This is a genomic window from Mycobacterium seoulense, from assembly GCF_010731595.1.
Lineage (GTDB): Bacteria > Actinomycetota > Actinomycetes > Mycobacteriales > Mycobacteriaceae > Mycobacterium > Mycobacterium seoulense.
On the sequence record NZ_AP022582.1, the window covers coordinates 3591038 to 3605873 of the forward strand.

Consider the following 14836-nt stretch of genomic DNA (forward strand, 5'->3'; position numbering starts at 1 on the left):
GATCGGCATCCCGCACTGACCGGCTTGCGGTCACATTGACAGCCTGCGGCGCCATACCCTGGGCGGGTGTACTTCGCCGGCGTCGATCTGGCCTGGGCCGGGCGCAACCCCACCGGGGTAGCGGTCATCGATGCGGCGGGCCGCCTCGTGCACATCGCAGCCGCCGGGGACGACGCCGGGGTGCTCGCCTCGTTGGCGCCCTACGTGCGGGGGCATTGCGTGGTGGCGTTCGACGCGCCGCTGGTGGTGAAGAACCCGACCGGTCAGCGTCCCGCCGAGGCGGCACTCAACCGCGACTTCCGCAGGTTCGAAGCCGGGGCCCACCCGGCCAACACCGCCAAACCGGAATTCGCCGACGGCGGGCGCGCGGCGCGATTGGCGCGGGCGATGGGGCTCGACATGGACCCGCGGTCACCGGCTCCGCGCCGCGCCGTCGAGGTCTACCCGCACCCGGCGACCGTGGTGTTGTTCCAGCTGGCCCGGACGCTCAAGTACAAGGCGAAGCCCGGCCGCGATGTCGACCAGCTCAAATCGGAGCTGCTCTTGTTGATGGACGGCATCGAAAAGCTCGCGCACGCCGCGGTGCCGTTACACGTGACCGGTCACGACGAGTGGCTTCGGCTGCGCAACCGCGTCGCCACCGCCCAGCGGAAAAGCGAGCTGCGGCGCGCCGAAGACCCGGTCGACGCCGTCGTCTGCGCCTACGTGGGCTGGTACGCCCACCGCTGCCCGGCGGACGTCACGATCTACGGCGACTTCGCCACGGGGTACATCGTGACGCCGTCGCTGCCCGCCGACCGGACGGGCCGCTGATCAACGGGCGCAAGCACGTCGATGAGATCGACCACCGTCCCCAGGGCCGCCGCGTGCGGATCGCGACCCTCCACCAGGGCGGACACCACGCAGCCGTCGACCGCACAGATCAGCGTGCACACCAGCTCGATGTGCACCGTGCGGCCCGATCGCTCGATGGCCTCGGCCACGGCCTCGGCCCGCTGGCGCAGGCTGCGACGCATGGTTTCGCGCAACGCGGGCAGCCGGGTGCACGCGATGTGCCGCTCGTAGCGCGAGATCAGCTGGTCACTGAGTCCCGGGCTGGACACATCTCCGACCAGCAGGTCGACCAGTACCTCGGCGATGGTTTCGGGTCCGCGACGCCGGCGCGAGAGAGCGGCAACCCGTGACCGCAGCTGCGCCACCTCGATCATCGCGATGTGTTCGACAGCGCGCGTGATCAAATCGTCAAGGGACGAGAAGTAATACGTGGTAGACGCCAACGGCAATCCGGCCCGCCGAGCGACGGCACGGTGTCCCACCGCATCGAAGCCGCCTTCGGCAAGCAGCTCGGCGGCGGCGCTCACCAGCGCATACCGTCGACGTTCTCCCTTGGGAGTAACTGCTGCCGTCACGAGTAGCCATCGTGCCAGTCAAAGTGGTACTGCATTGCCATTTCGCCCAAACGGCCCGCCAAACCAACATGGCATGATGGCCCGCATGCCCGACTTGAGCCGCCGCGCCCTGCTGGGCCTCGGCGCCGGCGCCGCCGCGGGCGCGGTGGGCACATATGGGCTCGACATCCTGTTCAAGCCGCGTCCATCTCAGGCCCTGCCGCTGTCACCGGCCGACACCCCGGCGCCGCTGGCGCCGCCGCCGACCGCGCCCCTCGAGCCCGCTCCGCCGGGACAGCCCGCACCCACCATGGTGACGGGTTCCTTCGTCTCGGCGGCGCGCGGCGGGATCAACACCAACTGGGCAATCGCGCGCCCGCCGGGCCAGACCAAGGCGCTGCGACCGGTGATCGCGCTGCACGGCAAGGGCAGTGACGCGTCGACGGTGATGGCCGGTGGTGTCGAGCAGGGCCTGGCGCAGGCCGTGAACGCGGGGCTGCCGCCGTTTGCGGTGGTCGCCGTCGACGGCGGTGGCAGCTATTGGCACAAGCGGACTTCCGGTGAGGACAGCGGGGCCATGGTGCTCGACGAGCTCATTCCGATGCTCGGCGGCCAGAACCTCGACACGTCGCGGGTGGCGTTTCTGGGGTGGTCGATGGGCGGCTACGGCGCGTTGTTGCTCGGCGGTCGGCTGGGCCCGGCACGCACCGCGGCGATCTGCGCCGTCAGTCCCGCGCTGTGGCTCTCCCCCGGTGCGGCCGCGCCGGGCGCGTTCGACGGGCCCGACGACTTCGCGGCGAACTCGGTGTTCGGGATGCCTGCGCTGGCGTCGATTCCGATCCGGGTGGACTGCGGCGACAGCGATCCGTTCTACGCCGCGACCAAGCAGTTCATCGCGCAGCTGCCCCATCCCCCGGCCGGGGGTTTCTCCCCCGGCGGGCATAACGGGGAGTTCTGGAGCTCGCAGCTGCCGGCCGAGCTGACTTGGATGGCGCCGCTTCTGACGGCCTGAGGCCGCTCGTTGTGCGCCCGCGTCACGCCAGTCACTCCGGCACCAGCAGACGGGCACCCTGCGAATCGAGAACTTGCTATCGCCTGCGATATCAAATTCGCGGCGGCCACAATGCCTTTCGCGGGACGGGCTTCCCTTGGGCCCGCTCGATGCCTCGTGCGACGATCGCAGGGTGACCGCACCTTTCGATTGGGACTTCCCGTACGCCTGGCCGCGCAAGCCGGTGCTGGCGGACAACGTTGTGTGCACGTCCCAACCGCTGGCTGCCCAAGCGGGCCTTCGGATGCTCGCCGACGGGGGCAGCGCGGCGGACGCGGCGATCGCCACCGCGATCGCCCTGACGGTGGTGGAGCCGGTGTCCAACGGGATCGGCTCGGACGCGTTCGCCATCGTGTGGGACGGCCGCCGCCTGCACGGGCTCAACGCGTCCGGCCGCTCACCCGCGGCCTGGACACCGGAATACTTCGGCGGCAACGCCGTTCCCGCGGTCGGCTGGAACGCGGTGACCGTGCCCGGCGCGGTGTCGGCGTGGACCGAACTGCACGCCAAGTTCGGCAAGCTCCCGTTCGAAAGGCTCTTTGAGCCTGCAATCCGCTACGCCCGCAACGGCTTCCCGGTCTCGCCGACGGTCGCGGAGCAATGGGCGGCACAGATCCCCCTGTTCGAGAAGCAGCCCGGTTTCGCCGGAGCCTTCATGCCCGCCGGGCGCGCGCCGAAACCCGGCGAGCGGTTCAGACTCGCCGACCAGGCCGCCACACTCGAGGAGATCGCCGCGACCCGCGGTGAGTCGTTCTACCGCGGAGAGCTGGCCGCCCACCTCGAAGCGCACGCGCTGGCCAACGACGGTGCGATGCGGGCCAGCGACCTCGCCGCCCACCGCGCCGACTGGGTCGGCACCATCAGCGGGGGCTACCGCGGTTACACCGTGCACGAGATCCCGCCGAACGGCCACGGGATCGTGGCGCTGGTCGCCCTGGGAATCCTGGCGCACTTCGACATGGCCTCGTTCGCAGTGGATTCCGCCGACAGCGTGCACCTGCAGATCGAAGCGGTGAAGCTGGCCTTCGCCGACGCACAGGCCTACGTCGCCGACATCGAGCACATGGCGCTGCGCCCCGAACACCTGCTCGATGACGACTACCTGAGGCGACGCGCGGCCCTGATCGATCGGGCGCGGGCAAAGCCGGCGTCGGCGGGCGCGCCGAGCGGGGGCACCGTGTACCTGACCGCCGCCGACGCCGCGGGGATGATGGTGTCGATGATCCAGTCGAACTACATGGGATTCGGATCGGGTGTCGTGGTGCCGGGCACCGGCATATCACTGCAGAATCGCGGGGCGAACTTCGTTGCCGCCGAGGGTCATCCGAACCGGGTTGGGCCGGCCAAACGCCCCTACCACACGATCATCCCCGGCTTCGTCAGCAAAGACGGTGCCCCGGTGATGAGCTTCGGGGTGATGGGCGGAACGATGCAACCCCAGGGCCACACGCAGCTGATGGTGCGCATCGCCGACCACGGCCAGAATCCGCAGGCCGCGTGCGACGGCCCGCGGTTCCGCTGGGTGCAGGGCACGCAGGTCGCCTGCGAGAAGGGATTTCCGCCCTCGACACTCGACGAGCTTCGACGCCGCGGACATGACCTGGTTGCCGTGGACGACTACAACCAGTTCGGCAGCTGCCAGGCGATCTGGCGTCTCGACGGCGGCTATTTCGCGGCGAGCGATCCCCGCCGCGACGGCCAGGCCGCGGGGTTCTAGACGCTGATCTTGCCCTCCGCCGCCAGCAGCGCGATGTCGCCTCGAAAGTGGCTGCCGGGCAACCGGATAGACCGCATCAGTTCGTAGGCCCGCGCCCGCGCGTCGGCGAGGTCGGCGCCGGTGCCCACCACCGACAGCACGCGGCCGCCCGACGAGACCACCTCGCCGTCGTCGCGCCGCGCCGTGCCCGCGTGCAGCACCCCTTCGGCTTCCGAGCCGGCGACCACGTCCCCGACCCGGGGGCGACCGGGATAGTTCTCCGCCGCCAGCACCACCGTGACGGCCGCACCGTCGCGCCAGCGCAGCTCACCGAAGTCGCTCAGCTTGCCGGCGCCCGCCGCGTACAGCAGCTGCCCGAGTGGTGATTCCAGCAGTGCCAGCACCGCCTGGGTCTCGGGATCGCCGAACCGGCAGTTGAATTCGACGACGGCCGGGCCGTTGGCGGTGATCGCCAATCCGACGTAGAGCAACCCGCAGAACGGGCTGCCGCGCCGAACCATTTCGGCCGCAACGGGTTCGACGATAGTGCCGACGATGTCCCGATACAGCTCGTCGGGAAGCCACGGCACCGGCGCGTAGGCGCCCATGCCGCCGGTGTTGGGGCCGGTATCGCCCTCGCCGACACGCTTGAAGTCCTGCGCGGGCAACAGCGGCACCACGGTTTCGCCGTCGACGACGCAGAACAGCGACACCTCGGGTCCGTCCAGGAACGACTCGAGCAGCACCGGGTGGCCCGCCTCGAGCAGTTCGGCCGCGTGCGCCCGGGCGACGCTGCGGTCCGCCGTCACCACCACGCCCTTGCCGGCGGCCAGCCGGTCGTCCTTCACCACCCAGGCCGGGTCGCCCACCGGTGGCCCGAACCGGTCCAGGGCGGCATCCAAATGCGCCGGGCTGTCGACGGTTTCGCTGGCCGCCGTGCGCACGCCGGCCGCGGCCATGACCTCTTTGGCGAACGCCTTAGACCCTTCGATCCGGGCGGCGTCCTTGCCGGGCCCGAAGCAGACGATGCCGGCGGCGCGCAGGGCGTCGGCCACGCCGAGCACCAGCGGCACCTCGGGGCCGATAACAACCAGATCGGCCCGGACCTCGCGCGCCAGGGCGACGACGTCGGAACCGGAGGTGATGTCGATGTCGTGCTGCTCGGCGACCCGGGCGGTGCCGGCGTTGCCGGGAGCGACGATTAGGCCCGTGACCTGTGGGTCTTTCCGGAGCGCCAGCAGCAGCGCATGTTCTCGGGCACCCGAACCGATCACCAGGACTCGCACGACACGTCAGAGTAGCCCGGGCAAACGCCGGATGCCTACGGCACCCGCGTTCACAGAATTCTTTCCAGCAGATTCTTGAGGTCTTTTCGCTGCCCGGCAGTGAGGCGTCCGAGTCGCTTGTCGAACTCGGCGGAGAGCAGCGCCAGCCCGTCCGTGGCGGCTTTGCGCCCCGCCGGGGTGAGCAGGAGTCGATGGCGCCGCAGATCGGAGGCGTCGATCTCGCGGCGCACGAAGCCCGCGGCCTCGAGCCGTTTCAGGTAGACCGTGACCGTCGCCTTGGGCATGCTCAAGGTGGCCGCCAGTTCGGCCGGGTAGGGGTGCTCGTCGATCTCGGCGAGCAGGAACAACTCCTTGGATTCGAGCCCCAGCGCACAGATTTCGGCCTCGGCGCACGAGATGACCGACAGCAACACCCGGTAGTTCAACGACCAGATCTTGGCCGCGTCGACCGCTGGCACCGACTTGCCAGATCGTTCAGGCATTAACTAGTTTAGAATCGAACAAACGCATAATCGGACAATCTACCAGGAAGGCGGCCACCATGCCCCTGGATCAGTACGTGACACTCGGACGCTCCGGCCTGCGCGTGAGCCCCCTGTGCCTGGGCGCCATGACGTTCGGCGAGGACCTCGGCTGGGGCACCAGCGTGGAAGAGTCCCAACAGATCATCGATCGATACACCGATCTCGGCGGCAACTTCATCGACACCGCCAACTTTTACACGCGAAGCCACTCCGAGAAGATCATCGGCGACCACATCGGGCGCGACGCCGGCCGCCGGGATCGCCTGGTGATCGCGACCAAGTTCAGCGGCAACCTGTACCCGGGCGATCCCAACGGCGGCGGCTCGGGCCGCAAGTCGCTGATCAACGCCTGCGAAAACTCGCTGCGGCGTCTGCAAACCGACTACATCGACCTGTACTGGCTGCACATCTGGGATGCGAACACCCCGATCGACGAGACGATGGCGGCGCTCGACGATCTCGTCCGCACGGGCAAGGTGCGCTACATCGGCGTCTCGGACACCCCGGCGTGGAAGATCGCCCAGGCCAACCTCATCGCCCGGTTCCGCGGCTGGTCGAGTTTCATCGGCCTGCAGGTCGAATACTCGCTGCTGGAGCGCTCCATCGAACAGGAGCTGGTTCCGATGGCGTCCGAATTCGGCCTCGGCATCACGCCGTGGTCGCCGCTCAAGGGCGGCGTGCTCAGCGGCAAGTACACCCGGGCCAACGCCGGCCGGCAGGACTCCGGTCGCGGCGCGATGGTTGACGCCTTCCTCGACGACAAGGCCTACGCCGTTGTCGATGAACTCGAGCTCATCGCCAAGGCCCACGGGACGAACGTCGCCAGCGTCGCGCTGGCCTGGGTGCGCGCGCAGCCTGGCGTCTCGTCCGTCATCATCGGGGCGCGCAGGCTCTCGCAACTCGACGACAACGTCCTCGCCGTCGACGTGGGCCTCAGCGCCGACGAACTGGCCCGGCTCGACGCGCTGACCAAGCCGAAGTTCGGGTTTCCGAACAACATGCTGGAGATGGCGCCGGGCATTCTCAACGGCGGGACGTCGGTCAACGGCGTATCGGGGCCGATCTCTGAGTACGTGATGCCCGAAGGCGGGCGACCTTACTGACCTCTCGCGTCAGTCCTTGTCTCCGGAGTGCATCTTCAAGGCGGCGTCCACGTTGGCCTTCTTGTCCTCCCCGGTGCCCTTCGCCGCGGCCTTCTTGCGCTTGGCGACGACGGCGTCGACGGCGCCGTTGAGCGCCGACCCCAGCGGGAACCCGAGGTAGTGGGTGAGGAAGACGGCCATCTCCTTCAGCTCGGTCTCGGTGAGCTCCCCGTTGAGCAACGCGGCGTTGATCTGGATCTCGGCCAGATCGCGTTTTCCGACCGCGGTCACCGCCGTCAGCGTCATGATGCGCTTGTCGCGCATCGACAATCCCGGTCGCGTCCAGATGCTGCCGAACAGGTGGTCGACGGTGAGGTCGAAGTACGCGTCGCCCTCGATGTTGGGCATTTCCCAGCCGTAGACCTCGTTCATCTTCTCGAGGCCCTTGCGGCGAAGTTCGTCCATCACGCCTCTTTCTCTGTGTGTGGCACCCCGAGGCCGTCCGCCAGCCTTTCATACGCCAACCGGGCCAGCGGCAGGTCCACCGACACCGCATCGCCCAGGGCCAGCGCCAGACTCAGATCTTTTTCCCCGAGGCCGCGGGTGTGCATGAAGGGCTGGTACAGGAAATGTTCTGGCGCAAGGTCCTTCATGTCGTCGCGAACCATGATCGCGCCCGGCCCGCCGGTGAGTGCGTCGGTGTGGCGCACCACCCGGCCCAGCGCCTGCAGATCCAGGCCCGCCGCCTCGGCCAGCTTCATGGCTTCACAGGCCGCGGCGTACGACGTGAACGTCAACATGTTGCGGGCCAGCTTCATTCGCGTCCCCGCGCCGGGCTCGCCGGCGTGGATGACCACCGCCGCCCAGTGCTTGAACGCCGGCTTGATCCGCTCGTACACCTCGCGGTCGGCCCCCACCATCGTGGCGAGCTCACCCTTCGCGGCTGCGGCCGCGCCCCCGCTCACCGGAGCGTCGACGACATGGATGCCCCGTGGTTTCAGCTCGCTGGCCAGTTCCGCGGCCGTGGTGTCGCTGATGGTCGAGTGGATCGCGATGACCGTGCCGGGCTTGGCGTGAGCCGCCAGTTCACCGACGACCTCGCGGACCTGCGCATCGTCCAACACGGTCACATGGATGATGTCGGCGGCGGCGACATCGGCGACGCTGTCGGCCAGACCGGCGCCCTTCTCGGCCAGCGGCGTCATCGCCTCGGTGCGAATGTCGTAAACGGTCACCCCGCCGGGCCATTCGGTCATCTTTGTGGCCATCGGGGCACCCATGTTGCCCAGCCCGACGTAGCCGAGCGTCGCGTACTCAGTCATGACCGGATTATCTGCCCGCCGTCAACGTTGAAGATCTGCCCCGTGATCCACGATGCCTCGTCGGAGAGCAAGAACAGGCACATGCCGACGAGATCTTCGGGAGTTCCCATGCGGGACAACGGAAGGCCCTTGACGATGTCGGCGACCATCTCCTGTGGGGTGGTGGTTCGGTTGGCCTCGGTGTCGATGGGCCCTGGCGCGATCGCGTTGATCCGGATGTTCTGGCCGCCCAGCTCGCGCGAGAGCTGTTGGGTCAGCCCGTTCACGCCGACCTTGGCCAGGCCGTAGTAGTTCGAGTACAACCACGCGGCGGTGGACGACTGGTTCACGATCGCCCCGCCGCCGCGCTTGGCCATCTTCTTGTAGACGGCGCGGGTGCACCACAACGCGCCGTCGAGATTGACGCTCATGAACTTCTTGTAGTACTCGGGGTCGATGGTGAGCAGGAAGTCCAGCTTCATGCCGCCGAAGATGGCCGCGTTGTTCACCAGGTAGTCGATGCCGCCGAATTCGGCCAGCGCGCGATCGGCCATCGCCTTGGCCGACGCCGGGTCGGACACATCGACCGGAACGCTCAGGGCCGTGCCACCGTCGGCGACAATCTGCTTGGCCACCGCCTCGGCCGCCTCCGCCTTGATGTCGGCCACCACGACCGCGGCGCCCTCACGCGCCAACGCCTCGGCGTACGCCTGACCGATCCCGCCGCCGGACCCGGTGACGATGGCGACTTTGTTCTCAAACCGCATGCTCTCAAGCTCCTCTAGTTAACCGCTGTCGCAATGGTCTTGATTTCCAGGTACTCCTCGAAACCGGCCAGACCCATCTCCCGGCCGTTTCCGGACTGCTTGTAACCGCCGAACGGCGCATCGGCCGAATACCACACGCCGCCGTTGACATTGATCGTCCCCGCGCGGACCCGCGCGGCCACCCTCGCCGCCCTGTCCGGGTCGGCGCCGAACACGGTGCCCGACAACCCGTATGGCGAGTCATTGGCAATGCGCACGGCGTCGTCGTCACCGTCGTGCGGAATCACCGTCAGGACCGGTCCGAAGATCTCCTCGCGCGCGCAGCGGGCGTCGTTGCCCAGCCCCGCGATCAGGGTGGGCTCGATGAAGAAGCCGACGTCGCGGTCGGCCGGCCGGCCGCCTCCGCACGCGAACGTCCCGCCCTCGGCGATCGCCGAGTCGAGATAGCCCTGTATCCGATCCCGCTGGCGCGCCGAAATCACCGGTCCGCAGATGGTTCCGGGGTCGGTGGGGTCGCCGGCCTTGATGCCGCCCATCGTCGCGGCCGCGATGGAGACGGCTTCGTCATACCGCGCCCGCGGCACCACCAGCCGGGTGGTGATCGCGCATCCCTGCCCGGCGTGCATGCACACCGAGAACCCGGCCACGCCCACCGCACCGCCCAGGTCCGCGTCGTCGAGGACGATGAACGCCGACTTGCCACCCAGCTCGAGGAAGACCTTCTTGATGGTGGCGGCGCCGTCGGCCATCACGCTGCGACCGGTGGCCGTCGAACCGGTGAACGAAACCATGTCCACCCGTGGGTCTTTGGCCAACAATGCGCCCACGCTGTGGTCGCTGGAGGTGACGATGTTGATGACCCCGGCCGGAAAGTCGGTGTGCTCGGCGATGAGTTCCCCCAGCACGGCGGCGCACCAGGGGGTATCCGGGGCGGGCTTGAGGACGACGGTGTTCCCGGCGGCCAGCGCGGGCCCGATCTTGGCGAGGTTGATCTGGTGGGGAAAGTTCCACGGGGTGATGGCGCCGACGACACCGACGGCCTCGCGGGCGATGGTGCGCCGGGTGGGAATTCCCATCGGTGACGCCAGGCCGAGATCCTGGTTGTATTCGTAGGATTCGGCGGTGTCGGCCGCGAACGCCAGGTCGTTGACCGGGACTTCGAGCTGGGCAATGCCGGTGAGCATCCGCGGCGCGCCGACTTCGGCGATGGTCAGGTCGCGCAACTCTTCGAGGTGCTGCTGCATCGCCTCGCGCAGCTGCCGCACGCACCGGACCCGCAGCTCGGTGTTGCGCGACCAGTCCGTCTCGTCGAACGCGCGGCGCGCGGCGTCAATGGCCCGACTCATGTCGTCGGCGTCGGCATCGGCTGCGGCCCCGAGCACTTCCTCGGTCGCCGGGTTGATCGTCGGGAAGGTTCCGGCGCTGCCGGGCGACATCTTGCCGTCGATGAAGAGTGCACTCACGCCGTCGGCCAACAGGGCCATCTCCCGCTCCCATCTGTGCGGACCAAATCGAGCACGCGAATTTCACTGGACATTTCAATGGACAGTTGTCCGATATTATCCGATCGAACCATAGCTTCCTGGCCGCCGGCGCTGCAAGGCCCGATCTCGCCGAACACGGCGGGACACCAAAAAACAGCACTTTAAACGGCATGTTCGCCGATCGGGCTTGCTTCCGGTCGAGTCGGTCGGATAGCTTGGACATGTGTCCAGCGATGCACTGGTGACGATCACGTCTCAGGCCGAGCACCCGACCGGTCGGCCCGCGCGCAACCGCCGCCAGGAGGAGACCTTCCGCAAGGTGCTCGCGGCGGGCATCGACACGCTGCGGGAGAAGTCCTACGGCGACCTGACGGTGCGCGCGGTGGCGGCCCGCGCCAAAGTCGCCCCGGCCACCGCGTACACCTACTTCTCGTCGAAGAACCATTTGATCGCCGAGGTCTACCTGGACCTGGTGCGACAGGTCCCCTACTTCACGGACGTCAACGACCCGATGCCCAATCGGGTGGAACAGGTGTTGCGGCACCTGGCCCTGGTCGTCGCCGACGAACCCGAGGTGAGCGCCGCCTGCACGACGGCGTTGCTCAGCGGCGGCGCCGATCCCGCGGTGCGGGCCGCGCGGGACCGGATCGGCGCGGAGATTCACCGCCGCATCACGTCCGCCATGGGCCCCGACGCCGACCCCACCGCCGTTTCCGCGCTGGAGATGTCCTTCTTCGGTGCGCTCGTTCAGGCCGGCAGCGGCGAATTCACCTACCGCGAGATCGCCGACCGGCTGGCCTATGTGGTGCGGCTGATCCTCACCAGCGCGGGAGAGACAAGCCAGGAGACAACCACCGAATGACCGTTCACGCCGGCGACCACGAATTGGTCCTCGATCCCTACGACTACGACTTCCACGAAGACCCGTACCCGTACTACAAGCGCCTTCGTGATGCAGCCCCGCTGTATCGCAACGAGGACCTGAAATTCTGGGCGTTGTCGCGACACCAAGACGTGCTGCAGGGTTTCCGCAACAGCACAACGCTGTCCAACAAGTACGGCGTCTCGCTGGATCCGGCCTCGCGCGGCCCGCACGCGTCCAAGACGATGTCGTTCCTGGCGATGGACGATCCCGCCCACCTGCGACTGCGGACGTTGGTGTCAAAAGGATTCACGCCCAGGCGAATTCGGGAGCTCGAACCGCGCGTCACCGAGATCGCCACGCAGCACCTCGACACCATGCTGGAAAGGGCGAAAGACGGCACGGTCGACTACGTCGACGAGTTCGCCGGGAAGCTGCCCATGGACGTCATCTCGGAGTTGATGGGCGTTCCCGAACCGGATCGGGACCAGGTGCGGGCTTGGGCCGACGGGGTGATGCACCGCGCGGAGGGCGTCACCGACGTGCCGCCGGAGGCTGTCGAGGCCTCCATCAACCTGATCGTCTACTACCAAGGGATGGTGGCCGAGCGGCGCAAGAAGCTGACCGACGACCTGACCTCGGCGCTGCTGGAAGCGGAGATCGACGGCGACCGGCTCACCGATGACGAGGTGCTCGGCTTCATGTTCCTGATGGTGATCGCCGGCAACGAGACCACCACCAAACTGCTTGCCAATGCCGCGTTTTGGGGCCACAAGAACCCCGATCAGCTGACACCGGTCTACGCCGACCTGTCGCGGGTGCCGCTGTGGGTCGAGGAGACCCTGCGTTACGACACGTCCAGCCAGATACTGGCCCGCACCGTGTCCGGGGAGCTCACCCTCTACGACACCACGATTCCCGAGGGCGACGTCTTGTTGCTGTTACCCGGTTCGGGCCACCGCGACGAGCGGGTTTTCGACAACCCGGACGACTATGTGATCGGGCGTGAAATCGGGCCCAAACTCCTGAGTTTCGGTAGTGGCGCACACTTCTGCCTGGGCGCGCATCTCGCGCGGATGGAAGCCCGGGTCGCGCTCACCGAGTTGTTCAAGCGAATCCGCGGATATGAAGTGGACGAGGCCAACGCCGTCCGCGTCCACTCCAGCAATGTCCGCGGATTCGCTCACCTACCGATGACCGTGGAGGTCCGCTGAATGCCCCGCTTTGACCCCCTACCCGAACGCCGGCCGGCGATCGTCGCCGGCGCCTCGTCCGGCATCGGAGAGGCCACCGCCATCCAGCTCGCGGCACACGGCTTCCCGGTCGCCCTCGGCGCCCGCCGGGTCGAGAAGCTCAACGACATCGTCGGCAAGATCAACGCCGAAGGCGGCGAGGCGGTCGGATTCCACTTGGACGTCACCGACCCCAACTCGGTCAAATCGTTTGTCGCGCAGTCGGTCGACGCGCTCGGCGACATCGAGGTACTGGTGACCGGCGCGGGTGACACCTACTTCGGCAAGCTCGCCGAGATCACCACCGAGGAGTTCGAGTCGCAGCTGCAGATCCACCTCGTGGGCGCCAACCGGCTGGCCGCCGCCGTGCTGCCGGGCATGCTGGAGCGGCAGCGTGGGGACTTGATCTTCGTCGGCTCCGATGTGGCCCTGCGTCAGCGGCCGCACATGGGCGCCTACGGCGCCGCCAAGGCCGCGCTCGTCGCGATGGTCACCAACTTTCAGATGGAGCTCGAAGGCACCGGCGTGCGGGCATCGATCGTGCACCCCGGTCCCACGAAGACGTCGATGGGCTGGAGCCTGCCGGCCGAGAAGATCGGCCCCGCGCTCGAAGACTGGGCCAAGTGGGGCCAGGCTCGCCACGACTACTTCCTGCGTGCGGCGGACCTGGCGCGAGCCATCACGTTCGTCGCCGAAACCCCGCGCGGTGGCTTCGTCGCGAATATGGAACTTCAGCCGGAGGCCCCGTTGGCCGACAAGAAAGATCGCCAGAAACTCGCGCTCGGCGAAGAGGGGATGCCGTCATGACAACTACCGCTATCGTCCCGCGGGTCTCCGGGGGCGAGGAGGAGCACGGCCACCTCGAGGAATTCCGCACGGAACCAATCGGTTTGATGAAGCGCGTCCGCGAAGAGTGCGGCGACGTGGGCTGGTTCCAGCTGGTCGACAAGCACGTCATCCTGCTCTCCGGCGCGGGGGCCAACGAATTCTTCTTCCGCTCGGCGGACGAGGAGCTGGACCAGGCCGAGGCGTACCCCTTCATGACACCGATCTTCGGCAAGGGCGTGGTGTTCGACGCCAGCCCCGAGCGGCGCAAGGAGATGTTGCACAACTCCGCGCTGCGCGGCGAGCAGATGAAGGGCCACGCCGCCACCATCGAGGGCGAAGTCAAGAAGATGATCGCCAACTGGGGCGACGAGGGCGAGATCGAGCTGCTCGACTTCTTCGCCGAGCTGACCATCTACACCTCGACCGCCTGCCTGATCGGGCTGAAGTTCCGCGAGCAGCTCGACCACCGGTTTGCGGAGTACTACCACATGCTGGAGCGCGGCACCGACCCGCTGTGCTACGTCGATCCGTACCTACCGATCGAGAGCTTCCGGCTGCGTGACGAGGCGCGCGTCAAGCTCGTCGCCCTGGTGCAGGAGATCATGGACCAACGGCTGGCCAATCCGCCCAAGGACAAGGCCGACCGCGACATGCTCGACGTCCTGGTCTCGATCAAGGACGAAGAAGGCAATCCCCGGTTCTCCGCCGACGAGGTCACCGGGATGTTCATCTCGCTGATGTTCGCGGGGCACCACACCAGCTCGGGGACGTCGGCCTGGACGTTGATCGAGCTGATCCGCCATCCCGACGTCTACGCCGAGGTGCTGGCCGAGCTCGAGGAGCTGTACGCCGACGGCCAGGAGGTGAGTTTCCATGCCCTGCGGTCGATTCCGAAGCTGGACAACGTGGTCAAGGAGACCCTGCGACTGCACCCGCCGCTGATCATCCTGATGCGGGTCGCCAAGGGCGAGTTCGAGGTCGAGGGCTTCCCGATCCACGCCGGTGACTACGTCGCGGCGTCCCCGGCGATCTCGAACCGCATTCCCGAGGACTTTCCCGATCCGGACGCGTTCAAGCCCGATCGCTACAACAAGCCCGAGCAGGCCGACATCGTCAACCGGTGGACCTGGATTCCGTTCGGTGCGGGGCGACACCGCTGTGTCGGCGCCGCTTTCGCCCAGATGCAGATCAAGGCGATCTTCTCGGTTTTGTTGCGCGAGTATGAGTTCGAGATGGCCCAGCCGGCCGACAGCTATCACAACGACCACTCGAAGATGGTCGTCCAGCTCGCGCGGCCCGCGAAGGTCCGCTACCGCAAGCGCAATGCGTAGGGGG

At 67.7% G+C, this 14836-nt stretch carries 15 protein-coding genes; 8 read left to right on the forward strand and 7 right to left on the reverse strand.

The features are described 5' to 3' along the window. Positions 1 to 66: 66 nt before the first annotated feature. Entirely contained in the window at positions 67 to 813 is a 747-nt protein-coding gene (locus G6N37_RS16580) for a DUF429 domain-containing protein (RefSeq protein WP_163682003.1), read from the forward strand. Here the strand turns inward: G6N37_RS16580 and G6N37_RS16585 are convergent. After that, positions 747 to 1409: a TetR/AcrR family transcriptional regulator gene (locus G6N37_RS16585; protein WP_163682004.1), complete on the reverse strand. Its 663-nt coding sequence runs from the start codon at positions 1407 to 1409 to the stop codon at positions 747 to 749. The two genes, G6N37_RS16580 and G6N37_RS16585, sit on opposite strands and share 67 nt — an antisense overlap. Before the next feature lie 73 nt (positions 1410 to 1482). On the opposite strand from G6N37_RS16585, the gene G6N37_RS16590 reads away from it, so the two are divergent. Both G6N37_RS16590 and G6N37_RS16595 read left to right on the forward strand, forming a co-directional pair. After that, positions 1483 to 2400 carry an alpha/beta hydrolase-fold protein gene (locus tag G6N37_RS16590; protein WP_163682006.1) on the forward strand — a complete coding sequence of 306 codons (918 nt, stop codon included), beginning with the start codon at positions 1483 to 1485 and terminating at the stop codon, positions 2398 to 2400. A gap of 172 nt (positions 2401 to 2572) precedes the next feature. After that, positions 2573 to 4156 (forward strand): gamma-glutamyltransferase family protein, encoded by a 1584-nt coding sequence (locus tag G6N37_RS16595; RefSeq protein WP_163682008.1) that lies wholly within the window; start codon positions 2573 to 2575, stop codon positions 4154 to 4156. On the opposite strand, the gene purD is transcribed toward G6N37_RS16595, so the two are convergent. Together purD and G6N37_RS16605 are read right to left on the reverse strand one after the other, a co-directional pair. Continuing rightward, positions 4153 to 5421, reverse strand: coding sequence for a phosphoribosylamine--glycine ligase (gene purD / locus G6N37_RS16600; protein ID WP_163682010.1), 1269 nt, complete (start codon positions 5419 to 5421; stop codon positions 4153 to 4155). The genes G6N37_RS16595 and purD overlap by 4 nt on opposite strands. 50 nt (positions 5422 to 5471) lie before the next feature. Then, positions 5472 to 5903: a MarR family winged helix-turn-helix transcriptional regulator gene (locus G6N37_RS16605; RefSeq protein WP_163682012.1), complete on the reverse strand. Its 432-nt coding sequence runs from the start codon at positions 5901 to 5903 to the stop codon at positions 5472 to 5474. A gap of 59 nt (positions 5904 to 5962) precedes the next feature. Between G6N37_RS16605 and G6N37_RS16610 the strand changes: the two genes are divergently transcribed. After that, a complete protein-coding gene (locus G6N37_RS16610) occupies positions 5963 to 7048 on the forward strand; it encodes an aldo/keto reductase (RefSeq protein WP_163682015.1) in 1086 nt (361 codons plus the stop codon). Positions 7049 to 7057: 9 nt separating this feature from the next. On the opposite strand, the gene G6N37_RS16615 is transcribed toward G6N37_RS16610, so the two are convergent. From G6N37_RS16615 to G6N37_RS16630, 4 genes are read right to left on the reverse strand one after another with little or no spacing between them, the layout of a single operon-like run. After that, positions 7058 to 7492 (reverse strand): carboxymuconolactone decarboxylase family protein, encoded by a 435-nt coding sequence (locus tag G6N37_RS16615; RefSeq protein WP_163682017.1) that lies wholly within the window; start codon positions 7490 to 7492, stop codon positions 7058 to 7060. Beyond that, positions 7492 to 8349 carry an NAD(P)-dependent oxidoreductase gene (locus tag G6N37_RS16620; protein ID WP_163682019.1) on the reverse strand — a complete coding sequence of 286 codons (858 nt, stop codon included), beginning with the start codon at positions 8347 to 8349 and terminating at the stop codon, positions 7492 to 7494. Before G6N37_RS16620 ends, G6N37_RS16615 begins: the two co-directional genes overlap by 1 nt. Continuing rightward, complete coding sequence (locus tag G6N37_RS16625; RefSeq protein ID WP_163682021.1) at positions 8346 to 9095, reverse strand: SDR family oxidoreductase; 750 nt, start codon at positions 9093 to 9095, stop codon at positions 8346 to 8348. Before G6N37_RS16625 ends, G6N37_RS16620 begins: the two co-directional genes overlap by 4 nt. A gap of 14 nt (positions 9096 to 9109) precedes the next feature. Beyond that, positions 9110 to 10579, reverse strand: a complete 1470-nt coding sequence (locus tag G6N37_RS16630) for an aldehyde dehydrogenase (protein ID WP_163682022.1) — start codon at positions 10577 to 10579, stop codon at positions 9110 to 9112. A 223-nt stretch (positions 10580 to 10802) separates the two neighbouring features. Here G6N37_RS16630 and G6N37_RS16635 point away from each other — a divergent pair, with 223 nt between their 5' ends. From G6N37_RS16635 to G6N37_RS16650, 4 genes are read left to right on the forward strand one after another with little or no spacing between them, the layout of a single operon-like run. After that, positions 10803 to 11441, forward strand: coding sequence for a TetR/AcrR family transcriptional regulator (locus tag G6N37_RS16635; RefSeq protein WP_163682024.1), 639 nt, complete (start codon positions 10803 to 10805; stop codon positions 11439 to 11441). Further along, complete coding sequence (locus G6N37_RS16640) at positions 11438 to 12655, forward strand: cytochrome P450 (RefSeq protein ID WP_163682026.1); 1218 nt, start codon at positions 11438 to 11440, stop codon at positions 12653 to 12655. The genes G6N37_RS16635 and G6N37_RS16640 overlap by 4 nt, the downstream gene beginning before the upstream one ends. Next, positions 12656 to 13480 (forward strand): SDR family oxidoreductase, encoded by an 825-nt coding sequence (locus G6N37_RS16645; RefSeq protein WP_163682029.1) that lies wholly within the window; start codon positions 12656 to 12658, stop codon positions 13478 to 13480. Continuing rightward, entirely contained in the window at positions 13477 to 14832 is a 1356-nt protein-coding gene (locus G6N37_RS16650; RefSeq protein ID WP_163682031.1) for a cytochrome P450, read from the forward strand. The genes G6N37_RS16645 and G6N37_RS16650 overlap by 4 nt, the downstream gene beginning before the upstream one ends. Positions 14833 to 14836: the final 4 nt, after the last annotated feature.

Excerpts from the sequence above, each read along its gene's own strand:
- G6N37_RS16645 (WP_163682029.1), top strand. The coding sequence starts at position 12,656 with ATGCCCCGCTTTGACCCCCTACCCGAACGCCGGCCGGCGATCGTCGCC.
- G6N37_RS16590 (WP_163682006.1), top strand. The coding sequence starts at position 1,483 with ATGATGGCCCGCATGCCCGACTTGAGCCGCCGCGCCCTGCTGGGCCTC.
- G6N37_RS16610 (WP_163682015.1), top strand. The coding sequence starts at position 5,963 with ATGCCCCTGGATCAGTACGTGACACTCGGACGCTCCGGCCTGCGCGTG.
- G6N37_RS16650 (WP_163682031.1), top strand. The coding sequence starts at position 13,477 with ATGACAACTACCGCTATCGTCCCGCGGGTCTCCGGGGGCGAGGAGGAG.
- G6N37_RS16605 (WP_163682012.1), bottom strand. The coding sequence starts at position 5,903 with ATGCCTGAACGATCTGGCAAGTCGGTGCCAGCGGTCGACGCGGCCAAG.
- G6N37_RS16620 (WP_163682019.1), bottom strand. The coding sequence starts at position 8,349 with ATGACTGAGTACGCGACGCTCGGCTACGTCGGGCTGGGCAACATGGGT.
- G6N37_RS16640 (WP_163682026.1), top strand. The coding sequence starts at position 11,438 with ATGACCGTTCACGCCGGCGACCACGAATTGGTCCTCGATCCCTACGAC.
- G6N37_RS16630 (WP_163682022.1), bottom strand. The coding sequence starts at position 10,579 with ATGGCCCTGTTGGCCGACGGCGTGAGTGCACTCTTCATCGACGGCAAG.
- G6N37_RS16615 (WP_163682017.1), bottom strand. The coding sequence starts at position 7,492 with ATGGACGAACTTCGCCGCAAGGGCCTCGAGAAGATGAACGAGGTCTAC.
- G6N37_RS16625 (WP_163682021.1), bottom strand. The coding sequence starts at position 9,095 with ATGCGGTTTGAGAACAAAGTCGCCATCGTCACCGGGTCCGGCGGCGGG.